Source organism: Micromonospora sp. NBRC 110037, from assembly GCF_001652995.1.
Classification (GTDB): Bacteria; Actinomycetota; Actinomycetes; order Mycobacteriales; family Micromonosporaceae; genus Micromonospora; species Micromonospora chalcea.
The window spans coordinates 1-21,626 of record NZ_BBVA01000004.1 but is presented as its reverse complement, the minus strand read 5'-3'; the positions used below and the strand labels follow the sequence as shown (position 1 = coordinate 21,626).

22 protein-coding genes are annotated in these 21,626 nt (G+C 73.5%); 6 read left to right on the top strand and 16 right to left on the bottom strand.

Annotated features, from left to right (window positions below; all coding sequences use genetic code 11):
- Nucleotides 1–15: 15 nt before the first annotated feature.
- Nucleotides 16–1,170, bottom strand: coding sequence for a hypothetical protein (locus tag A4R25_RS13020; protein ID WP_043326319.1), 1,155 nt, complete (start codon nucleotides 1,168–1,170; stop codon nucleotides 16–18).
- Nucleotides 1,171–1,414: 244 nt separating this feature from the next.
- Between A4R25_RS13020 and A4R25_RS13015 the strand changes: the two genes are divergently transcribed.
- Together A4R25_RS13015 and A4R25_RS13010 are read left to right on the top strand one after the other, a co-directional pair.
- Nucleotides 1,415–2,956, top strand: a complete 1,542-nt coding sequence (locus tag A4R25_RS13015) for a gluconokinase (protein ID WP_064446877.1) — start codon at nucleotides 1,415–1,417, stop codon at nucleotides 2,954–2,956.
- A 22-nt stretch (nucleotides 2,957–2,978) separates the two neighbouring features.
- Nucleotides 2,979–4,487 (top strand): SLC13 family permease, encoded by a 1,509-nt coding sequence (locus A4R25_RS13010; RefSeq protein ID WP_043326323.1) that lies wholly within the window; start codon nucleotides 2,979–2,981, stop codon nucleotides 4,485–4,487.
- A 6-nt stretch (nucleotides 4,488–4,493) separates the two neighbouring features.
- Here A4R25_RS13010 and A4R25_RS13005 read toward each other — a convergent pair whose 3' ends face one another.
- From A4R25_RS13005 to A4R25_RS12955, 12 genes are all read right to left on the bottom strand, one after another.
- The gene (locus A4R25_RS13005) at nucleotides 4,494–4,778 is read right to left on the bottom strand and encodes a putative quinol monooxygenase (RefSeq protein ID WP_013474158.1); all 285 of its coding nucleotides are present in this window, start codon (nucleotides 4,776–4,778) and stop codon (nucleotides 4,494–4,496) included.
- Nucleotides 4,779–4,805: 27 nt separating this feature from the next.
- Nucleotides 4,806–5,564 (bottom strand): MerR family transcriptional regulator, encoded by a 759-nt coding sequence (locus A4R25_RS13000; RefSeq protein ID WP_064446876.1) that lies wholly within the window; start codon nucleotides 5,562–5,564, stop codon nucleotides 4,806–4,808.
- Nucleotides 5,565–5,674: 110 nt separating this feature from the next.
- On the bottom strand, nucleotides 5,675–6,307 hold the full coding sequence (locus A4R25_RS12995; protein ID WP_043326326.1) for a hypothetical protein: 633 nt from the start codon (nucleotides 6,305–6,307) through the stop codon (nucleotides 5,675–5,677).
- Nucleotides 6,308–6,437: 130 nt separating this feature from the next.
- Nucleotides 6,438–8,717: a bifunctional diguanylate cyclase/phosphodiesterase gene (locus A4R25_RS12990; RefSeq protein ID WP_181373807.1), complete on the bottom strand. Its 2,280-nt coding sequence runs from the start codon at nucleotides 8,715–8,717 to the stop codon at nucleotides 6,438–6,440.
- Nucleotides 8,718–8,863: 146 nt separating this feature from the next.
- Complete coding sequence (locus A4R25_RS12985) at nucleotides 8,864–10,369, bottom strand: hypothetical protein (RefSeq protein WP_043326328.1); 1,506 nt, start codon at nucleotides 10,367–10,369, stop codon at nucleotides 8,864–8,866.
- Nucleotides 10,366–11,436 carry a hypothetical protein gene (locus tag A4R25_RS12980; RefSeq protein WP_064446875.1) on the bottom strand — a complete coding sequence of 357 codons (1,071 nt, stop codon included), beginning with the start codon at nucleotides 11,434–11,436 and terminating at the stop codon, nucleotides 10,366–10,368. Before A4R25_RS12980 ends, A4R25_RS12985 begins: the two co-directional genes overlap by 4 nt.
- A 72-nt stretch (nucleotides 11,437–11,508) precedes the next feature.
- A complete protein-coding gene (locus tag A4R25_RS31110; RefSeq protein ID WP_157539057.1) occupies nucleotides 11,509–11,685 on the bottom strand; it encodes a hypothetical protein in 177 nt (58 codons plus the stop codon).
- Between the two features lie 2 nt (nucleotides 11,686–11,687).
- Entirely contained in the window at nucleotides 11,688–11,921 is a 234-nt protein-coding gene (locus A4R25_RS12975) for a zinc-ribbon domain-containing protein (RefSeq protein WP_064446874.1), read from the bottom strand.
- A gap of 78 nt (nucleotides 11,922–11,999) precedes the next feature.
- Nucleotides 12,000–12,827, bottom strand: coding sequence for an SRPBCC domain-containing protein (locus tag A4R25_RS12970; protein WP_043326334.1), 828 nt, complete (start codon nucleotides 12,825–12,827; stop codon nucleotides 12,000–12,002).
- Nucleotides 12,820–13,380 (bottom strand): helix-turn-helix domain-containing protein, encoded by a 561-nt coding sequence (locus A4R25_RS12965; protein WP_064446873.1) that lies wholly within the window; start codon nucleotides 13,378–13,380, stop codon nucleotides 12,820–12,822. The genes A4R25_RS12970 and A4R25_RS12965 overlap by 8 nt, the downstream gene beginning before the upstream one ends.
- 91 nt (nucleotides 13,381–13,471) lie before the next feature.
- Complete coding sequence (locus tag A4R25_RS12960; protein WP_064446872.1) at nucleotides 13,472–14,815, bottom strand: class I SAM-dependent methyltransferase; 1,344 nt, start codon at nucleotides 14,813–14,815, stop codon at nucleotides 13,472–13,474.
- Nucleotides 14,812–16,197, bottom strand: a complete 1,386-nt coding sequence (locus tag A4R25_RS12955) for an FAD-binding oxidoreductase (protein ID WP_064446871.1) — start codon at nucleotides 16,195–16,197, stop codon at nucleotides 14,812–14,814. The genes A4R25_RS12960 and A4R25_RS12955 overlap by 4 nt, the downstream gene beginning before the upstream one ends.
- A 91-nt stretch (nucleotides 16,198–16,288) precedes the next feature.
- On the opposite strand from A4R25_RS12955, the gene A4R25_RS12950 reads away from it, so the two are divergent.
- Genes A4R25_RS12950 through A4R25_RS12940 form a run of 3 tightly spaced genes read left to right on the top strand, consistent with a single transcriptional unit; the run spans nucleotide 16,289 to nucleotide 17,865 of the window.
- A complete protein-coding gene (locus A4R25_RS12950) occupies nucleotides 16,289–16,759 on the top strand; it encodes an aminoacyl-tRNA deacylase (RefSeq protein WP_064447235.1) in 471 nt (156 codons plus the stop codon).
- Between the two features lie 40 nt (nucleotides 16,760–16,799).
- Complete coding sequence (locus A4R25_RS12945; RefSeq protein ID WP_064447234.1) at nucleotides 16,800–17,084, top strand: DUF427 domain-containing protein; 285 nt, start codon at nucleotides 16,800–16,802, stop codon at nucleotides 17,082–17,084.
- A gap of 58 nt (nucleotides 17,085–17,142) precedes the next feature.
- Nucleotides 17,143–17,865, top strand: coding sequence for an RICIN domain-containing protein (locus A4R25_RS12940; protein ID WP_064446870.1), 723 nt, complete (start codon nucleotides 17,143–17,145; stop codon nucleotides 17,863–17,865).
- A 15-nt stretch (nucleotides 17,866–17,880) separates the two neighbouring features.
- On the opposite strand, the gene A4R25_RS12935 is transcribed toward A4R25_RS12940, so the two are convergent.
- Entirely contained in the window at nucleotides 17,881–19,179 is a 1,299-nt protein-coding gene (locus A4R25_RS12935) for an MFS transporter (RefSeq protein WP_064446869.1), read from the bottom strand.
- A gap of 71 nt (nucleotides 19,180–19,250) precedes the next feature.
- On the opposite strand from A4R25_RS12935, the gene A4R25_RS12930 reads away from it, so the two are divergent.
- Nucleotides 19,251–20,336, top strand: coding sequence for a GlxA family transcriptional regulator (locus tag A4R25_RS12930; RefSeq protein WP_197494902.1), 1,086 nt, complete (start codon nucleotides 19,251–19,253; stop codon nucleotides 20,334–20,336).
- 38 nt (nucleotides 20,337–20,374) lie between these two features.
- Here the strand turns inward: A4R25_RS12930 and A4R25_RS12925 are convergent, their stop codons facing one another.
- Nucleotides 20,375–20,851, bottom strand: coding sequence for a hypothetical protein (locus A4R25_RS12925; RefSeq protein ID WP_064447233.1), 477 nt, complete (start codon nucleotides 20,849–20,851; stop codon nucleotides 20,375–20,377).
- A gap of 158 nt (nucleotides 20,852–21,009) precedes the next feature.
- Nucleotides 21,010–21,626, bottom strand: a 617-nt coding sequence (locus A4R25_RS12920) for an IS5 family transposase (RefSeq protein WP_157539055.1), incomplete at its 5' end; no start/stop codon positions are given.

The following is a 21,626-nucleotide window of genomic DNA, read 5'->3' as shown; positions in this document are numbered from 1 at the left end:
GGGAGGCGAGCGGATTCAGCGCCAGACGGTGCGGCGCAACCCCTGGTGCCCGGCGCACACGTCGCGCTGGCCACCCGTGCGGCTGATCGAGCCGTCGCGGCACTGCACCAGCCAGCCGCGATCGGACCAGAACCCGGGTACGCACTCGAACCAGTCGCACACCCCGGCGGCCGGCCTGCGGATCCGCTGGCCGCCGCAGAAGTCGTACCCGAAGGGGTTCGCCGGGGCGCCGCAGCGGCGCTCGACCGGCGGCTGGGGCGTGCCGCGCGGCGGCGCGGGACGGGCGCGCGACGGCTCGGGACTGGTGGTGGGCCGGACCTGGACGGCGGGCGCGACCTGCGGCGGCGCGGGGGTTCCGGTGGCCGCCGGGGTGGCCGCGACGGCGCGCTCCGAGCCGGCCCGGGTCGGCGGGTTGGACTCGAAGAGCATCGCCGGGACGACGAGCGCGAGCGCCGCGCCGACGGCCACCGTGCGCCGGCCGCCGGGCACCAGCGCGGAGACCCGGGCCTGGGCGGGAGTGAGCACGGGCGGTCGCTGGGGGCGCTCCGCCGCGTGCTCCTCGATCAGCTCGTCCAGCTCGGCCACGACCGCGGCGCGCTGCTCGATGGCGTCGGCGAACGCGAGCGTGAGCGTGAACCGGAAGTCGGCCACCGCGCCGGTGGGCAGCAGCAGCCCGGAGGTACGTCGCCGGTCCAGCACCTGGATCAGGGTGACCGGCGCGCCGGGGTCGTGGGACAGGCCGGTCATCCGGCCGTACGCCCAGTCGCGCCGGCCTCGCCCGCCGAGCAGGACCAGCCGGCGGTTGGTGAGCACGGCGAGCCCGGCGTCGACCACCTTGACGCCCTCGGGGCGGCGCGGGCGCAGCACGGGCGGGTCGGGGTCGACCGTCAGCTCGGGGGCGGGCAGCACTGCGGTGTGCCGGACCTCCACCAGTTGCGCGGCCGGGAGCGTCCAGAAGACCACCTCACCGGGGGCCAGCTCCATCGGCAGGCCGACGCCCGCCTGGGCCGAGCCGTGGAAGGACACCGCGAGCGTACGCAGGCGGCGCAGCTCGTCGTCGCGGCGTCGCCACGCCTCGTCGGCCGCGCGGAAGGCCCGCTGCCGCCGTTCGTTCTGCCGGTGCGCCCACCGGTACCGCCATGTGGAACCCGTCGAATCAGTCTTCGTCACGCCGACTCCTCCGCCGCGCGAGCCCACCAATCGGGGTGTCATTCATGTCAACGATCCGGCAGGGGTACGAAGACACGCGAAAGTCGCCAATTAGACCGATCGGCTGATTGACCGACACTATCGACGGAAACTCCCCCGCGCTTCCCGGCGGCGCTGCTTCGCCATGCGCGCGCGGGAGCACGTCGGTAACGTCAGCCGCACAGCGGGGCGTACCGCGGCCCCCGGGCGGCGAGGAGGTGCACCGGTGGGCGACCCGGCCGTCGTGGTGGGCGTGGACATCGGCACCACCAGTTCCAAGGCGGTCGCGTTCGACACCTCCGGCCGGCAACTGGCGAGCCACTCGATCGGTTACCCGCTGGAGGAGCCGAACCCCGGCTGGGCCGAGCAGGACCCGGACCTCATCTACGAAGCGGTGCTCGGCGTCATCCGCGCGGTCGTCGACGAGCTGGCCGCGCCGATCGCCGGCCTGTCGTTCAGCACCGCCATGCACAGCCTGATCGGGCTGGACGGCGACGGCACCCCGCTGACCCCGTCGATCACCTGGGCCGACTCCCGGGCCAGCGCGCAGGCCGAGCGGCTGCGGGCGGTGCCGTCCGGGCTCGCGCTGCACCGCCGCACCGGCACCCCGGTGCACCCGATGGCGCCGCTGCCCAAGCTGGTCTGGTTCGCCGAGCAGGAGCCGAAACTGCACGAGCGGGTCGCGCACTGGGTCGGCATCAAGGATCTGGTGCTGCGGCGGCTCGCCGACGCGCTCGTCACCGACCACTCGGTCGCCTCCGCCAGCGGGCTGATGGACATCCACCGGCTGGCCTGGGACACCGAGGCGCTACGCCTGGCCGGCATCACCGAGGAGCAGCTCCCCCAGCTCGTACCCACCACGCACGTGCTGCCCGGGCTCACCGCCGAGGCGGCGCGGGCCACCGGCCTGCCGGCGGACACCCCGCTGGTGGTGGGCGCCGGCGACGGGCCGCTGGCCAACCTCGGCCTCGGCGCGGTACGCCCCGGCGTGGTGGCCTGCTCGATCGGCACCAGCGGCGCGATGCGGGTGATGGTGGAACGCCCCGGCGTGGACCCGCTCGGCGGCGTGTTCTGCTACGCCCTCACCGAGGACCGCTGGGTGGTCGGCGGCGCCATCAACAACGGCGGGATCGTCCTCCAGTGGGCGAACGACGCGCTCGCCCCCGAACTGGGCGAGCACGCCGAGGAGGAACTGCTCGACCTGGCCGCCACGGCACCGGTCGGCTCCGGCGGGCTGATCATGCTGCCGTACCTGCTCAGCGAACGGGCACCACACTGGAGCGCGCTGCCGCGCGGCGCGTACGTCGGGCTGACCCACGGCCACGGCCGGGCGCACCTGGTCCGGGCCGCACTGGAGGGCGTCTGCCAGCAACTCGCGCTGGTCCTCGCCTCGGTCCGGGCGGCCGGCAACGAGGTACGCGAGGTCCGCGCCAGCGGCGGCTTCGCCCGCAGCCCGCTGTGGCGGCAGATCCTCGCCGACGCGCTCGGCATGCCGGTGCGGTTCCCCGCCGGGCACGAGGGGTCCGGCTTCGGCGCGGCGCTGCTCGGCATGCAGGCGCTCGGCCTCATCGAATCGATCGAGGTCGCCGCCGACCTGGTCCGGATCGAGGAGACGGTCCGCCCGGATCCCGCCTCCGCCGCCACGTACGCGGCGCTGCTCCCCCTCTTCTCCGAGCTGTACGACGCACTGGTACCCACGTTCGCCTCACTGCGACGGATGGCGCCGAGCCTGCCGCCGGAACCCCCACCCACCGCACCACCCCGCTGACCGACCGAAGGGCGTGATAGCCGTGGTCACACTGCTCGCCGCACCAGCGGAACCGCTCACGAACGCCGGTGACACCCAGCTCGTCCTCGCCGCCCTGCTCGGCATCGCCGCTGTCGTCCTGCTCATCGCGTGGGGCAAGGTGCACCCGTTCCTCGCGCTGATCCTCGGCGCCGCGGTGCTCGGCGTGGTCGCCGCCGTACCCGTCGACAAGATCGTCACGTCGTTCAGCGGCGGCGTCGGCTCCACGGTCGGCGGGGTGGGCCTGCTGATCGCGCTCGGCGCGATGATCGGCGGCCTGCTGGCCGAGTCCGGCGGCGCGGACGGCATCGTGGAACGGGTGGTCGGCCGGGTCTCCGGGACCGCGCTGCCCTGGGCGATGGCCGGCGTGGCCGCGCTCATCGGCCTGCCGCTGTTCTTCGAGGTCGGCGTGGTGCTGCTGGTGCCGATCGTGCTGCTCGTCTCGCTGCGGGTGAACGTGCCGCTGATCAAGATCGGCATTCCCGCGCTGGCCGGCCTGTCGGTGCTGCACGGCCTGGTGCCGCCGCACCCCGGCCCGCTGGTGGCCATCGACGCGCTCGGCGCGAACCTCGGTCAGACGCTCGCCCTGGGCCTGCTGGTGGCGATCCCCACGGTGATCATCGCCGGGCCGGTCTTCGGTAACTTCATCGCCCGGTACGTGCCGGCCACCGCCCCGGCCGAGTTGCTGCCGACCCGGCGTGACGCCGACGACCGCAGCCCGACCCGTCCCGGTGACGGACGGCTCGACGCCGACGGCGACCTGGTCACCGAGGACGACCTGGTCAACCCGGGCACCGGGCGGCCCGGCGGCGCGATCGACGAGCCGGCCGGACGGCGCTCGCGCCGCGCCCCGGCGCTGTGGGCGGCGGTGGTCACCGTGCTGCTGCCGGTGGTGCTGATGCTGCTGCGGGCGATCGGCGAGCTGACGCTCGGCGAGGACACCACCGGCCGCAAGGCGCTGGACATCGTCGGCACCCCGATCATCGCCCTGCTCGCCGGCGTCATCTTCGCCATGATCTTCCTGGGCTACCGGTCCGGCTTCAGCCGTACCCAGGTCTCCGGTTTCCTCGGCGGCTCGCTGCCGCCGATCGCCGGCATCCTGCTGATCGTCGCCGCCGGTGGCGGCTTCAAGCAGGTGCTCGTCGACGCCGGCGTGGGCGACCTGGTCGCGAACGCCGCCGACGGCGCGAACCTCTCCCCGCTGCTGCTCGGCTGGCTGGTAGCTGTCGGCATCCGGGTCGCCACCGGCTCGGCCACCGTCGCCACCATCACCGCCGCCGGCATCGTCGCGCCGCTGGCCGACACGCTCGCCGCCCCCGAGGTGGCGCTGCTGGCGCTGGCCATCGGCTGTGGATCGCTGTTCTTCTCCCACGTCAACGACGCCGGCTTCTGGCTGGTGAAGGAGTACTTCGGGTTGACCGTCGGGCAGACCATCAAGAGCTGGTCGGTGATGGAGACCATCATCTCGGTGGTCGGTTTCCTCGGCGTCCTGCTGCTCGACGTCTTCATCTAGAGGCGGTCAGGGAGCCTCGACGCCGGAGATGCGGAACTTGTGCACCTCGGCGCCGAGGATCTCCGTCACCTGCTCGGCCTCCGGGCCGGAGCCCCGGAACGCCAGCAACTGCTCGTCGGACTCCCACCGCTCGTAGACGTTGATCCGGCCCGGCTCGACCAGGTCGGCGCTGACCGCGAAGTCCACGCAGCCGGGCGCGTCCCGGGCCGCGCGGACGGCAGCCTCGCAGGACGCCAGGTAGGCGTCCCGCCGGGCCGGATCGACGTAGAGGGTGCCGGCGACGATGAGCATGCCGGCCATCCTGCCACCCGCTCCCGGTCAGGACCGGGTGATCGCGTTGGCGTGGATCGCCTCGTTCAGGTACGCGGCCATCCCCGGCCGCAGCGCCTCGAAGTACGCGGTGAACCGCGGGTCCGCCACGTACATGTCGGCCAGACCGGTGTGGATCTCGTACGAGCAGTCGTACCACCACTTGGTGATGAGCTGCCGGTGCTCCTCGGCCAGCGCCATCGCCTCCGGGCCGTCAGCCGGCGCGCCCGAGTCCATCAGCGTGGCGAACCGCCGCCCCCACTCCTCGTTCTCCGCCTTGTTGCGCAGCCAGTCCTCCTTCGAGTAGCGGCCCGCGCGCTCCTGCGACTGCCGGTACGCCTCGGTGCCGCCCCAGCGCTGCTCCGCCTCCTCGGCGTGCTCGTCCGGGTCGAAGTCCCCGAACACCTCGAACCGCTCCTCCGGCGTCAACTGGATCCCCAACGTCCTCGCCTCCATCGCGTGTTCGATCGCCGCGACCATCTCCTGGAGCTTCCCGATCCGCCCGGACAGCAGCTCGTGCTGCCGGCGCAGGTGCGCCACCGGGTCGGCGTCCGGATCGTCCAGGATCTCGGCGATCTCCTCCAGCGGGAACCCCAGCTCCCGGTAGTAGCGGATGAGCTGCAACCGGTCCAGGTCCGCCTCGTCGTAGCGGCGGTAGCCCGCCGACGTGCGCCCGCTGGGCCGCAGCAGCCCGATCTCGTCGTAGTGGTGCAGCGTCCGGACCGTCACCCGGGCCGCCCGCGCCACCTGCCCCACCGTGTACGCCATGGTTCCCTCCCTTCCGCGACCAAGGCTGCCGCCTTCCGCTGCGTGAGGGTCAAGCCGGAAAACACGACGACGCCCCCGACCAGGATCGGCCGGGGGCGTCGTCGGTGCGGTCAGTTGGTGACCTTCTCCTTCTCCGGGGCGGCGAAGGTCGCGGTCGGCGGGGTGCGGAAGGCGTGCACCAGGCCGGCGGCGGAGAGCAGCAGGAGCAGGCCCGCGCCGAGGTACACGGCCAGGGCGCCCTGCTCGGCCTTGCGGCCGAACTCGCTGAAGCCGTACGAGGTGAGCAGCAGGCCGCGCAGCGTCTCACCCTTGAACACGGTCTCCCGCTGGGCGGTCACCTCGGCGAGCTGCTTCTGCAGGTCGGCCAGGTTGGCGGCGTTGCTCTGCTCGGCCTGGGCCACCTGCTCACGAAGCGCGCTCTGCGGCTCGCCCAGGTCGGCGTAGGTCTTGCCGCCGGCCATGTTCTTCAGGTGCAGGCCGATGTACTCGTTGGCGTAGCACTCCGCCTGCTTGCCGGTGGTCATCTTCTGGCCGGCGTACTCGCGCAGGCAGTCCGACTTCTTCTCCTCGTCGGAGAGCTTGTCCGCCGGGGTGAAGGTGATGTTCTGCTCGCCGAGCTGGCTGCGTACGTAGTCGTTGGCGAAGTTGGCGTTCGTCGTCAGGACGACGCCGACGACGAGCAGCAGGACCGCCAGGCCCAGCCCACCGATGCTGAACAGCAGGTCGAGAGTCCGTCGCTTCATATCAAGCTCCCGTGTGGAGGGTGTGTTCGTCTTGTTGACGAGAACCATCATGGCGGTGCCGGACCGCCCGTGAGCAGGGTCGAACCCCCTGTCCCGTCCGGGACCTTCGGCCCCCGTGGACCCGGGCCGGTCAGCGGTCCGCGCCCGCCCCGGACAACGCGGGAAGCAGGTCGGTCAGGGCGGCCGGGCGGCCGTACCGCCAGCCCTGGCCCTGCCGGCAGCCGATCGCGGTGACCGCCGCGTGCTGCGCGACCGTCTCCACCCCCTCGGCCACCACGGCCAGGTCGAACGCGCCGGCCAGCCGGTTCACCATCTCGACTGTGGCGTACGCGCGGCTGTCCCCGGCGTCCAGCCGGGACACGAACGACCTGTCGATCTTCAGCTCGGTGGCCGGGATGCGGTGCAGATAGCTCAACGAGGAGTACCCGGTGCCGAAGTCGTCGATGGCGATGCGGATGCCGAGGTCACGCAGCTGGGACAGCCGGTCCAGCACCGCCTCGCTGCCCTCGATCAGCGCGGACTCGGTGAGTTCCAGGGTGAGCGCGCGGGGCGGCAGGCCGGCCGCGGCGACCGCGCCGGTGACGGTGGCGATCAGGTCGGGCCGGCACAGGTGGGCGGCGGCGATGTTGACCGCGACCGTCACCTCCGGCGCGTGCGCGCGCCAGGTCGCGGCGGCCCGGCACGCCTCGTGGATGACCCACCTGTCGATCGCCACGATCAGCCCGGTCTCCTCCGCCAGCGGCAGGAACCGGGCCGGGGTGAGCACGCCGAGGCGGGGATGCCGCCAGCGCACCAGCGCCTCGGCGCTGCGTACCGCGCCGGTGTCGAGGTCGACGATCGGCTGGAACTCCATCAGCAACTGGCCCTCGTCCACCGCCCGGCGCAGGTCGGCGATCAGCTCGGCGCGGCTGACCGCCGACTCGCGCAGTTGCGGCGTGCACGTGCGGTACGCGGCCTTGCCGGCCGCCTTCGCCGCGTACATGGCGATGTCGGCGTCGCGGAGCAGGTCGGTGTGCGAGGCGTGCTGCGGCCCGTACTCGGCGATGCCGATGCTCGCCGACGGGTGCACTCCCAGGTCCTCCTCGCCGGGCAGCGGCTCCAGCGCGGCCAGCAGCCGGATCGCGAGCCGCTCGGGCGGCACCGCGCGGTCCCCGGCGACCAGCACCGCGAACTCGTCGCCGCCCAGCCGCGCGATCATCCCGTCCGGGCCGACCGCGTCCCGCATGCGCTCCGCCGTGGCGGTGAGCAGCCGGTCCCCGGCGGCGTGCCCGAACCTGTCGTTCACCTGCTTGAAGCCGTCCAGGTCGAGCAGCACCACGGCGACCGGCCCGCCGGTGCGCAACGCCCGCCGCAGCCGCCGGACGAACGTCAGCCGGTTCGGCAGGCCGGTGAGCTGGTCGGAGTACGCGAGCCGGCGCAGCCGGCCGACCAGCCGCAGGTTCTCGTTCGCGGCCAGCCCCTGACGCAGCGCCAGTACGCCGAGCAGGGCCATCATGCCGACGAAGACCACGTGCGGGGTCTGCCCGCTGGGCCGCCGCGACAGCATGACCGCGACGATCGCGCCGCCCACCGGCAGGTACGGCAGCGCCACCCGCCACCACGGCGGCAGCGGTGACTCGACCACGTCGTCGTCGCCGTCCTCGTCGACCGGCGGCGGATAGCGGGTGGCCAGGCCGACCAGCAGGTAGCTCAGCGGCCAGCAGATGTCGACCGGGTGACCGGGCGTGTAGTTGCCGTGCGCGACCAGGGAGACGTAGACGGCGTCCGCGCCGGCCCGGATCGCCAGGCCCGCCCCGATCACGGTGAGCGCCCGCCACATCGGCCGGCCCGGGCCGGCGACCGCCACCAGGATGGTGAGCTGCATCAGGTCGAACATCGGGTAGAGCAGGCCGAACGTACGCATCGGATCGGCCAGGCCGGCCTCGGTGATCTCCTGGAACACCACCACCCAGCCGATCGGGAGGAGGGCCAGCCCGACGATGACCCCGTCGAGCAGGGTGCGGGCCCGGCCGATCAGGCTGCGCGGGCCGGCGCGGAAACTGAGCAGGGCGGCGGTGCCGGTGACGATGCCGCCGGCGAACAGTCCGGCGACCAGCGGCGTGTGCGGCAGCCCGAGCCCGCCGAGACGTTCGACCGTCCACACCGTACGGCCGAGCGCGGCGAGGACCATGGTGACCGCGAGCAGCTCCCAGAACCGGCGTAGCGCGACCGGGTGGCGCCGCGCCGCGCCGACGCAGAGCACCGCCGCGAGGCTCGACACCGCCACCGCGCCGAGGTCGCTGACCAGCGCCGCGCCGGGCAGCCGGGCGACCAGCCAGGCCGTCTCCCCGAGTACGACGACGGCGGCCGCGACAAGTCCGACACGGCCGGCGAGCGGATGACGGGCCGGCGCAGCGGCGGCGAGGCTCACGTCGAGCTGGGGTACAACGATGCGCTCCGGCTCTCTTCCAGACGTGCACCCTCGACGCCGAGGGCAGGACGACGGACGGCGCAAGCCTAGTCAGCGCCGGGGGCCGCCGCCAGAGTCGACGGCTGTCGGTCAGCGGACCGTGACGGTCAGGACCAGTCCTCCGCCGGGGCCGGGTCCGGCGTTGCGGCGGCCGTGCCGGGCGGGCCGCCGTGCGTCCACGGCGTCTCCTCCGGCGCGGGGAACGCCCCACCCGGCAGGAAACCGTCGGAGAGGCTGGTCAGGCAGATCCGCTCGCCCACCTCCGGAACGCTGCCGGGCGGCGCGGTCAGCCCCCGGCCCATCCCGCCGGACAGCTCCAGCACCACCTCGGTCTTGCCGTCCGCGCCGGGCGTCACGAACACCACAGTCGCCTTCTGCGCCGGGCGCTGCGGCGAGTACAGCCTCGCGCCCACCGGCATCGGCACCGGCTCGGTGGTGACCACCTGGATGCGCGGGCGCAGCACCGGCCGTTTGCCGGAGTCGTCCACCCGCGCCGGGTCGGCGAGCGTCACCTCACCGACGAACGCCTCACCGGACAGCCGGTGCTCGGCCATCACCAGCGGATCGTCGTAGGCGCGCTGCACCGCCCACGCGGTCGACGCCCGTTCCAGCCGCTGCAACCGCAGCGCCGCCGCCACCGCGCCGTCGCGCCGCGGCTGCGGGCCGCCCCCGGCGTCGACGTGCTCGGCGTGCGCGGTGAACGCGTCCCGGTCACCGGCCCACCGGCCGGCCACCCGAGCACCGGCCGGCAGCGTCCGCAGCAGGCCGACGCCGCGCCACATCAGCTCCCAGGTGGGCGCGAGCTGGTCGCGCAGCAGGCCGGCGAGCTCGTCGTACGCGGCCGCGCGGGCCGCCGGGTCGTCCCCGGCCCGGGTGTACGCCTCGATCGCCGGGGCGAGCCGACGGTTGTCGAAGTCCGGGTCGGTGGCCGGCCCGGCCGGCGGGCAGTGTGCCGGGTCCTCGGCGCGGGCCGCCGCCTCGGCCCCGGTCAGCCCGGCCGGCGGGTCCAGCCAGCCCAGCACCGCCGGCAGATGCAGGTCCTCCACCACGCTCTGCCCGGTCGCCCAGTGCAACGTCAGCGCCTCGGTCAACGCCAGCAGCGCCGACGAGCCGGGCTGCTCGGCACGCTCGGCGAAGAACGTCAGCCAGCGACCCAGCAGCGGCACCGACTGGTGCACCGGATAGTCGCCGTCGGTACGGCGGAACCGGGTCGAGCGCCCGAACAGCCGCAGGAACGTGATCCCGGCCGGGTTCGGCACCAGCAGTTGCGGCGCGTCGACGTACCGGTGGCGGACGTCGCGGCCCCGGTCCACCGGCACCGCCTCGGTCAGGTCACGGAACTCGTCCAGGTACGGCAGCACGATCGCGGCCAGCTCGGCGGCGAACGCGAACCGCTGGTCCCGGTTGCGCGGCTGCGGCACCACCAGCAGCCGGGCGTCGTCGGGCGCGGCGCCGACCATCGCGGCGAGCGGGGCGTTCGCCTCACCGGCGAGCGCGAGCGGCACCAGCACCAGGGGCCGCTCCGACAGGTGCAGGTGCCGGACGGTGGCCACCGGCTGGGCCCGCCCGGAGGCGACCGCCTGCGCCCGGGCGAGCGCGCGCAGCGTACTCATGCGGTCTGCCCGGCGAGGGCGTCGGCGCGCAGGCGCGCGGCGGCCCGCAGCAGCGCGGCGGCCTCCGCCTGCCCCGGCTCGGGCGCGGCCGAACCCTCGGCGAGCGCCAGCACGTCCGCCACCTCCTCGACGCCGCCCAGCGCCTCGCGGACCGGCCGGCCCAGCGCGCCGGTCTGCCCGCGCGCCTCGTGCCGGCAGAAGTACGCCAGCTCGCAGGCGGCCAGGCAATCAGGCGCGTAGCGGGCCGGCACCTCGTGCAGCGCGGCGGCGAGCGTCGCCGGATCGGCCGCCGGGTCGACCGTGAACCCGGCCGGTACGGCGGCGAGCAGGTCCTCGACCCGGGCCATCCGGGCCAGCTGGCGGCGCAGCACCAGCAGCTGGCGGCGCACGTCGAGCAGGCTGGCCACCGGCTGGTTGGCGAAGTCGCGCGGGCAGACCAGCACCACCTCGTGCGACACCAGCTCCGGGTCGTGTCCCTCGGCGGCGAGCAGCTCGCGCAACGCCAGCACGTAGACAGCGGACTGGATCGCGGCGGCGGCGACCTTGCCCGGGTCGGCCTGCCCGTCGATCACCGGGAACGACTTGATCTCCACGACGTGGAACCGGCCCGCCAGCCGGGCGGCGACCAGATCCGGTTCCAGGTGCACCCGGGTACCCGCCACGTCCAGGCCGAGCAGCGGGTGGTCGAACAGCGCCGGGCCGTCGCCGCTCGCGGTGAGCGCCGCCCGGGACCGTTCCGGCCGGTCGTCGTCGGCGCCGAGGTCGGTCCAGGTCGCGCATTCCGGGACGGGTACGCCGAGCCGCTCCGCGACCAGGCGCAGCAGTTCCTTCCCGCCGTCGGCCTTCACCTGCGCCTCGAACGCGTTGCCGCGGGTGATCGCGAAGCGGGACTGACCGAAGCGGGCCGGGAAGCCGAGTCGTTCGGCCAGCGCCGGCTTGTCCGCGCCCGCGCTGTCCAGCACGGCGCGGCGGGTGCAGCCGGGGTTGCCGGTCAGCGCGGCGATGGTACGGGCGTTGTGCCGCCGGGGCGGCCCACCACCCCTGATCCGTGCCAGCCGATCTTCCACCCGATGAAGTGTAAGGAAGGGCCCCCTGTTAACGCCTCCGGTAGAGGAAGGGCCCCTTATTAACACGGTGCGTCAGCGGTCGGCGGAACGGTTCCAGGGCGAGCGGGGCGACTGCGCGCCCGCGACCCGGCGACGCCGGCGGTGGTGCCGGCGCCCGGGCGTGCAGGGTGGACGGGCGGCGGTGTGCACCGGCGGGGCGGCCGGAGCGGCCGGCTGCCGGCCGATCAGCCAGTAGAGGAAGCGGGTCACGGTCAGCCGACCGGGAGGCGCTCGGCCTCGGCGCGGGAGATGTCGTACTCGGCGCCGCAGAACGTGCACTGCTGCGCGTACCGGGTGCGCAGCGGGATCAGCGGGACGAAGAAGAGGCTGAACTTGGTGACCCGGCGAGTGATCACCTGGGCGGCATGGTTGCCGCAGTTGCGGCAGACCTCGGTGACGACGCCGGACCGGACGACCTTGGTCCGCAGCCCGAAGATGAAGAACATCGCCCGGCATTACCCACCCGGGCGCCGTGTTAAAAGGGGCCCCCTCCTCTACCGGAGGCGTTAAGAGGGGGCCCTTCCTTACAGCCAGATCGGCTTCCAGTTGGGCACCTCGTGGAAGCGCCGCAGCTCGGCCCACCCGGCCACGTTGCCGCTCCACGCCGCGTACGGCGGGTTGCCCTCGTCGAAGCCGGACTGCACGAACGTCAGCTTCGTCCGGCCGTCGGACTCCGCCAGTTCCCAGGACGTCACGCCGACGGGCCCCCAGTCGATGGACAGCGCCCGCCCCGGCGTCACGTCGAACACCTTTGCGGCCTCACCGGCGTCGAGGCCGCCCATCGCGTACCGGCCGCCCTCCCAGGGCTCCACGCCGATCGGGTAGCCGAACCAGGCGGTGACCTGCTCCGAGTCGGTGAGCGACGTCCACACCTTGTCCATCGGGGCGTCGATGACCACCTCGCCGCGCAGGTCGGCGGAGGTGAAGTCGGTACGCGGCAGCAGCGGCCGGCCGTCCAGGTGGTCGTTGAGGTGGGCGATCGCCAGGTACCAGTACGTCTGGAGCACGCCCCGGATGCTGCTGCCGCTCATCGCCTCCGCGTAGTCGAAGTGGCTCTGCCGCAGCGTGAGTATCGTGCCGTCGCCGTCGGGCTCCAGTTCGAACTCGGTGGTGGTCTCCACCCCGTCGAGCGTCCACGCGAAGCGCAGCGTCCGGTCGTCGACGTGCAGCAGCCGCTGGTGTGGCGCGTCGCCCTCGGGCGTGTAGCGGCCCCAGAACTCGTACCGCCGGGGCAGCTCGACCTCGGCGTGCTCGGCCAGCCAGACGCGCAGCTCGGCGGGGTCGGTCAGGGCCCGGCGGACGGTGGCCACGGGTGCGGCGAGGCGGGCGCGGATGGTCATCGGCTCACTCATGCTTGTCGCCTTTCGGGTAGCAGGCCACGGCGAGTTTGAAGGCGTCGCCCTCGGCGCCGCCGTAGCGCGTGAACAGGTCCTGCAGCGTCGTCTGCAGGTCGTGCAGGAACTCCTGCCGTCGCTCGGCGGGCACCCGGATCTCGCCGGAGACGCCGATGGACGGCAGTTCGGGGGCGGCGCGGTCGAGCGCGGCGATGTCGGCCTGGACCTCTTCCATGAGGTCGAGCAGGTAGCCCAGGCTCAGCTCGTCGCGGGCGCGGCGGGCGCCGCCGATGCGGCCGACCAGGCGGGGCGAGAGCCAGTACGACCGGGCGGCGGCCTGGTAGATGCCCTCGGTGATGCCGCGCACCTGGCGCTGCGCCACCTGCTCGGCCAGCCCGGCCGCGACGAGCTGCTTGACGTGGTAGTAGACGCGCTGCGGCGTCTGCTCCAGCCGGGCCGCGACCTCGGTGCAGGTGCGGGGTTCGGCCAGTTGCCGCAGCACCTCGATGCGCTGCGGCTTGAGCAGGGCTTCGGCCTGCTCGCGCTGTTCCAGGTACAGGACGTCTCTCATGGCAAAATTAGTTTGTACGTACAAAACTTCTTTGTCAATGACTTCGACGAAAGGCCGCGCGGTCCGCGCGGCCTCTCGTCGGTACGACCGGTCAGGGCGTCCAGTCCGGACGCAGCGGGTACCCGCTCACCCCTTCCGGGCCGTTGTGCGTGGCGAGCACGTGGTGCAGCTGGATGCCGTTGCGCTCGAACGCCAGCCGGGAGCCGGCCATGTAGAGGCCCCACACCTTGGCGGTGCCCGGCCCGACCTCGCCGACGCAGAAGTCCCAGTGCTCGACCAGGTTGCGGCACCAGCCGGCGAGCGTCAGCGCGTAGTGCTGGCGCAGGTTCTCCTCGTGGTGCACCTCGAACCCGGCGTCGTGGATCTCGCTGATCAGACGGCCCGGACCGGCCAGCTCGCCGTCCGGGAAGACGTACCTGTCGATGAACGCGCCGGAGCGGTGCGGCGCCCGGTTGTCGGCCCGGGTGATGCAGTGGTTGAGCAGCCGCCCGCCGGGCTTGAGCCGGGAGCGCAGCGCGCCGAAGTAGGCCGGGTAGTTGCGCACGCCGATGTGCTCGGTCAGCCCGATCGAGGAGATCGCGTCGAACTGCTCGTGCGGCGCGTCCCGGTAGTCCAGGTGGCGCACCTCCGCCAGCTCGCTCAGCCCCTCCCGCTCGATCGCCGCCCGCGCCCACTCGGCCTGAGCCTTCGACAGCGTCACACCGAGCGCCTTGACGCCGTACTCGCGGGCCGCGTGCCGGACCATGCCGCCCCAGCCGCAGCCGACGTCCAGCAGCCGCATCCCCGGCTTGAGCGCCAGCTTGCCGGCGACCAGGTCGTACTTGGCCCGCTGCGCCTCTTCGAGGGTGTCGCCGGGGCTGCGGAAAACCGCGCAGGTGTACGTCATGGACGGCCCGAGCACCTTCTCGTAGAAGGCGTTCGACACGTCGTAGTGGTGCGAGATCGCGCTGCTGTCCCGGGTACGCGAGTGACGCAGCCCGGTCATCAGCCGCCGCCAGCGCGGGGCCGCCTCCTGCGGCGGGGGCGGCGGCGGACGCAGCCGTTCCCAGCCCAGCCCGCGGACCAGCGCGAGCGCCTCGCTCATCGCCGGGATCCGCAGCGGCACCTCGTCCTTGATGACCCGCAGCGCCTCGTACGGGTCGCCCGGGTGCACGCCCTCCAGCCCGAGGTCGCCGCTGACGTAGGCCCGGGCCATGCCCAGGTCGCCGGGCGCTGTGAGCAGGTAGGACAAGCCGCGCTCGGTGTGGATCGCCAGGGTGATGCCGGCGTCGGCCGGGCCCACCGCGCTGCCGTCGTAGCCGGTCACCCGGACGGGCAGGTCGCCGGTGGTGACCGCGCGGACCACGTCCGCGACTGTGGGTCCGGTACGCCGGCCGCCCGCCGGCGGGCCGGCCGGGGCGCTCGCCGCCCCCGGTGTTCGGTCGGTCAGACTCATGCTCGGGATACCGCCTTCTCGTACAGTCCGGTGAGTCGGTGGTCCGGGTCGTAGCGGTCCTTCACGGCACGCCAGGTCTCCCCGCCGTAGAGCCGGTCGAACTCGCCCCGGTCGTAGTACGCGTCGGAGTAGAGCGACTTGTGACCGCCCACCTCCGACACCATGCGCTCGATCTGGCGGTTGACGTCCCCGTCGGCGGCGCCCGCCGCGATGGGCACGCTTCCCCAGAAGCCGATGTTCACATACGTTTCGCCCGGTCGGAGCGGATATAGCGGCCACGCCTTCGCCGACCCGGGGCCGGCGGGCTCGCGCAGCCGCAGCGGGCACAGCCACACCGGCGTCATGCCCACGTTCGCCGCGAACCAGCGCAGGAACTCGGGCGTGCGGTCCAGCGGAACCTCCACGTCCTGCACCACCCGTTCGCGGGCCGGGCGGCCCCGCCACCTGTCGACGCGCGCGGCCACCTGGTGCCGGTGCTCCAGCCGCACGATCCGGTGGTAGACGTCGCTGCGCCGGTAGCGCCGCGGCCACAGCCGCCGCACCACCGGGTGCTGCACCCCGAACGCCGCCGAACACCAGAACCAGTCGGTGTCCCAGCGCCAGAGATAGTCGTACGCGGTGAGCGTGTCCCGGGTACGCCGGCGCAACGAGCGGTAGTAGATCTCCTGGCCGGTGTAGTCGGACGGACCGTCCTCGGCCTCGTCGGTGAACGTGCCGAGCACCAGGTACGCCTCGCCGGGGCTGAACATCACCCCGTCCATGGCGTCGACCGGCTCGCCGCCCCAGGCGCCCTTGGCCACCACCTCGCCGACCGCGTCGACCAGTTCCTCCAGCCGGGTGAACCGGATGTTGCGCAGCGCCATGTGACGGCGTACCGGTTGCAGCTCGATGCGCAGCCGGGTGGCGTAGCCGAGGCTGCCCAGCGAGTTGGGGAAGGCCCGGTGCAGCTCGGCGTGCTCGCCCCGGGGCCGGGTCGTGACGATCTCTCCCGAGCCGGTGAGCACGTCCATCTCCAGCACCGACTCGTGCGGCAGGCCGTTGCGGAAGGAGGTGGACTCGATGCCCAGCCCGGTCACCGCGCCGCCCAGCGTGATCGTGCGCAACTGCGGCACGACAAGCGGCATCAGGCCGTGCGGCAGCGTCGCGTCGACCAGATCCTCGTAGGTGCACATGCCCTGCACGTCGGCGGTGCGGGCCGCCGGGTCGACGGCGAGCACCCCGGTCAGGCCGCTCACGTCCAGACCCGGCGTTCGCGGAGCGGAACGCGGCCGGAAGAGGTTCGAGGTCTGCTTGGCCAGCCGTACGGGTTCCCCGGCGGGCACCGCGGCGTAGGAGCGCCGCAGCGTGTCCACCGCCCGTTCATGATCACGGACAGCGTGCATGAGATCACCTTACGCGCGGGTACGACAATTCGGGGGACGTCCACGATGGCCTCGCCGACTCACAGTCGGCGCGCGCGTTACCGTGACCGCCATGGCGAATCCCGCGCTGACCGCTCTCGACCACACCGGCCTGCCGTACCGGGTCATCCGGCACGGCCCGGTGGCGAGCCTCGCCGAGGCGGCCGCGGCGCGCGGCGTCGAGGTGCCGGACGTGGTCAAGACGATCGTGGTCCGCCGCGGCGAGGGCGACCTGCTGTTCGTGCTGACCCCCGGCGGCCGGGTGATCTCCTGGCCGAAGCTGCGCGCCCTGCTCGGTGTCAGCCGGCTGTCGATGCCGGACGCCGAGGCGGCGAAGGCCGCAACCGGGTACGCGCGCGGCACCATCACGCCGTTCGGCTCCACCACCGCCTGGCCGGTGGTCGCCGACGAGCGGCTGCGCAGCCGGGAGATCACGCTCGGCGCGGGCGAGCACGGCCTCGCCGTCGCCGTCGACGCGGACACCGCGCTGGCCACGCTCGGCGCGACTGTGGCCGACGTGACAGACGAGGAGCCGACGCGCTGAGCGGTGGCCGGTGGAGGGCCGGCGGCATAGCGTGGAGGACATGCCGAAAGCCGTCTGGAACGACCTCGTCGTCGCCGAGAGCGACGACACGGTGCTGGTCGAGGGCAACCACTACTTCCCCCGTACGGCCCTGCGCCAGGACCTGATCCGCCCCTCCGACACCCACACGGTCTGCCCGTGGAAGGGCACCGCCTCCTACTACACGCTCGAACACGGCGGCGTGACCAGCCCGGACGCCGTCTGGTACTACAGCGACCCGAAGCCGGAGGCGGAGATGGTCCGCGACCGGGTGGCGTTCTGGAAGGACGTCCGGGTCGTCGACTGAGTCACCGTGCCGCCGGGGTGACTGGCACCCGGCGGCCCCGGTGGGTCACCATGCTCCCATGGCCGACCCGCACTCCGACCCGTCCGGCACCGTCTACGGGGCCCGCCGCGCCCGTGGCGCCCGTGGTCTCCGGCTGCCGCAGGACCCGCTGATGCGGATCGCGCTGGGCGTCGGCGTGACCGGCGTACTCCTCGGGGCCTTCTTCGCCACCGGCGTGCTCGGCGGTGGCGACGAGCGGCCGGTGGTGCCGGCGGCGGCAGTACCGACCGCGACGGCGAGCGAGCCGAGCGCGGAACCGTCGGCGGAGCCCACGCCGTCGTCTTCGCCCTCGCCGAGCGCGGCGCCGACCACCCCGGCCGCGCCGGTGGCCACGCCGAAGGTGCTCCGGGGCGTGCCGTCCGGGCGCTGCCTCGGCGTGACCGGCGACGAGGCCGAGGGCGCGCAGGCCGCGCTCGCCGACTGCACCGGCGGGCCCGAGCAGCAGTGGGTGGTCACGCCGGTCACGAACGACACCTACCTGCTGGTCAACGCCGCGAGCAACAAGTGCCTGGACGTCAACGAGGCGAAGACCGACGACGGCACGGACGTGCAGCAGTGGTCCTGCAACGGGCAGGCCAACCAGCAGTGGCGGTTCCAGCAGGCCGGCGACGGCGTGGCGCTGCTGGTCGCCGTGCACAGCGGCAAGTGCGCGCAGGTCGACGACGCGGGCACCGAGCCCGGCCGTGAGCTGGAGCAGGCGCCTTGCAGCGGCGCTCCGGAGCAGCAGTGGGCGGTCGGCTGACCGGCAGCGCGGGCGTCAACCCCGATAGCTCCAGGCCCGCCGGCCCGCGACCACCGGGAGCGCGAACGCCGGTTCGTCGGCGGGACGGCGGCGCAGCAGCAGCGACAGCCCGGCCGCGCCGACCGACAGCGCGCCCGCCACGTACCAGGCCATCGCGTAGTCGCCGAGCCGATCCCGGACCAGGCCCGCGCCGGTGGCCGCGAGCGCGGCCCCGAACTGGTGCGCGGCGAACACCCAGCCGAACACCACCGCCCCGGACGCGCCGAACCACTCCCGGCACAGCGCCACGGTGGGCGGCACAGTCGCCACCCAGTCCAGCCCGTAGAAGACGATGAAGACCAGCATGCTCGGCCGGGCCGACCCGGCGAACAGGCTCGGCAGCACCAGCAGCGACGCCCCGCGCAACGCGTAGTAGGCGCCGAGCAGCAGCCGCGCGTCGACCCGGTCGGTGAGCCAGCCGGAGGCGATCGAACCGGCGATGTCGAAGAGCCCGACCAGGGCGAGCAGCCCGGCCGCTGTGGTCTCCGGCATGCCGTGGTCGTGCGCGGCCGGCACGAAGTGCGTACCCACCAGGCCGTTCGTGGTCGCGCCGCAGATCGCGAAACCAGCGGCGAGCAGCCAGAACGGCCGCGTCCGCGCGGCGGCGGCGAGCGCGCCGACCGCCCGCGCCGCCGCGCCGCCCTCCGGCCGGGCCGGCGGCACGACCTCCGTCGCGCCGTAGGCGGGCCGCCCCAGATCCGCCGGGTGCTCGCGCAACAACCACACCACAAGGGGTACGACCGCCAGCGCGGCCCCGGCCACGACGAGTGCCGCCGTGCGCCAGCCGTGGTCGCGCACCAGCACCGCCAGCAGCGGGAGGAAGACCAGCTGCCCGGCCGCCCCACCGGCGGTGAGCACACCCGTCACCAGGCCCCGGCGCTTGACGAACCAGCGCCCGGTCACCGTCGCCACGAACGCCAGGGCCATCGAGCCGGTGCCCAGCCCGACGAGGACGCCCCAGCACAGGATGAGCTGCCAGCTCTCGGTCATCGCCACGGTCAGGCCACTGCCGGCGGCCACCAGCACCAGCGCGCCGGCCACCACCCGGCGGATGCCGAACCGGTCCATCAGCGCGGCGGCGAACGGCGCGGTGAGCCCGTACAGCAGCAGGTTGACCGAGACGGCGGCGGAGATGGTCGCCAGCGGCCAGCCGAACTCGGCGTGCAGCGGGTGCAGTAGCACGCCGGGTGTGGCCCGGAAACCGGCCGCGCCGACGAGCGCGACGAAGGCGACGGCGGCGACGAGCCAGGCCGGGTGCAGGCGGGATCGGTTCACCAGCCGAGTCTCGGACCGGGGTGGCCTCGCCGACGAGTGGCCGGAAAGCCATCGTGCGCAATAATCGGGCCATGTCCGTACCGCACCGGGTCGCAGTCCTCGCCCTCGACGGCGTGGTGGCACTCGACCTCGGCACCCCCGCCCAGGTCTTCGGCGCCGCCCGCACCGACGGCGGCGTCCCCCTGTACCTCGTCGCCACGTGCACCCCCGGCGGGCAGCCGGTACGCAGCAGCGCCGGCTTCCAGGTGCTCCCCGACCACGGCCTGGAACTCCTCGACACCGCCGACACCGTGATCGTCCCCGGCATCCACGCCGGTCCGCCGCTGCTCGACGGCACGGTGGCCGCCGAGGTGGCCGACGCGCTGCGCGCCGCGTACACCCGGGGAGCGCGCGTCATGTCCATCTGCACCGGCGCGTTCGTGCTGGCCGCCGCCGGTCTGCTCGACGGCCGCCCGGCCACCACCCACTGGGCGTACGCCCCACGCTTCCGTCGCCTGCACCCCGGCGTACGACTCGACCCCGACGTGCTCTTCGTCGACGACGGGCGCGTGCTCACCTCGGCCGGGGTGGCCGCCGGCATCGACCTGTGCCTGCACGTCGTCCGCACCGACCACGGCAGCGCGGCGGCCAACCGGGCGGCCCGGCGCTGCGTGGTGCCGCCGTGGCGGGACGGCGGGCAGGCCCAGTACATCGAACGGCCGGTGCCCCGGGGCACCGACCACGGCACCGCCGCCACCCGCGAGTGGGCCCGGCAGCGCCTGCACGAGCCGGTGGCGTTGCGCGAGATGGCCGCGCACGCGCGGATGAGCGTCCGCACGTTCACCCGGCACTTCCGCTCCGAGACCGGGCTCAGCCCGGCGCAGTGGCTGCTCCAGCAGCGCACCGAGCACGCCCGGGTGCTGCTGGAGACCACTGACCTGAGCGTCGACCGCATCGCCCAGGACGCGGGTTTCGGCACCACAGCCGCGCTCCGCCAGCACTTCCACGCCCGGGTCGGCGTGGCCCCCACCGCCTACCGCCGCACGTTCCGCCACCCTTCCCCCGCGGCGTCCCCCGCGACGTCCCCGCGTTCCCCGCGCCCCGCTCCCGTCGATCTTGGAGTTGTGGCGCCTGGAAGGCCGGACGTGCCGGAATTGTCCACCGCCACAACTCCATGATCAGCGGCGGGGCGGATCGGCGGCGGGCGGTCCCGCGGTCAGGCGAGGTGGGGCTGGCGGCGCAGGGCGCGGAGCTGGGTCAGGTGCAGCGGCAGGTGCACGCGGATGTGCAGGTCCAGCGCCCTGCCCCAGGGCAGCGACTCGTCCACGTCCAGGTCGAAGCCCTCGCGTAGCACCGTGTCCACAGGTGTCTCCGCCGCCGGGCCGAGCCGGTCGGCCAGCGCGCACAGCTTCTGGCTGGTGGCCCGGAACAGCACCGCCAGGCCGTCCAGCCCGCCGCACTCGGACACCAGCGCGTCCAGCTGCGGCCGGTGAATGGTGTCCAGGTCGTAGTAGGCGAACGGCGAACCGGCCAGCACCGCCTCGGTCGCCTCGCTCATCAGCTCGTCGTTGGCGGCGAGGTGCGCGACGATCTGCTCGGCGCTGAGTTGCCCCTCCGGCGGCGGCCCGAACCCGCCCGCGTCGATCTCCGCGAACAGTTCGTCGTACGCCTGCCGCAGTGCCGCGACGTCCACCTCGTCCATGTCCCGCATCCAACCCCCGCCGCTGCCGCGCCCACCCCGGCTACCGCGCCGGGTTCACCCGGACGGGTCCGGACAGGCGTGAAGGCCGGCACCCCGTTGGTTCGGGGTGCCGGCCTTCGTATCTCTTAGTGAGTGTTTGAGATTCCGGCTCAGGTGTGGGTTGCCTGGGCCGGTTTCGTGTGTCGGGCCAGGCGGGTGACCATGACGTGGATCATGGCCCAGGTGACGAAGGCGGCGTGGCTTGTGGGTAGGTGTTCGTAGTCGCGGACGCAGCGGCGTTTCTTGCTGATCCAGGCGAAGGTGCGTTCGACGACCCAGCGGCGGGGCAGCACGACGAAGGTGTGTTGTCCGGGGAGTTTGTGGACCAGGTGCACGGTGAGGTCGAGGGCGTGGCGGGCCCAGGTGCTCAGGGTGCCGATGTAGCCGCCGTCTGCCCAGAGCAGGCGTAGGCGGGGGTGGAACAGCCGGGTGCGCCAGAGCAGGTCACGGGCGATGGTGCGGTCGTTGACGTGCGCGCCGGTGATCATGACGGCCAGGAGCAGGCCCATGGTGTCCACGACGATGTGGCGTTTACGGCCGTTGACCTTCTTCGCGACGTCGAAACCGCGGCTGTGTCGGGGCACGGTGTCCGCGGCGCGCACCGACTGAGAATCGATCGCTCCGGCGCTGGGATGCGCGTGCCGTCCGGCGGCGGTACGGCACTGCTCCCGCAACCGGTCGTGCAGACGCATCAACGTGTGGTCATCGCGCCATCGAGCGAACCACC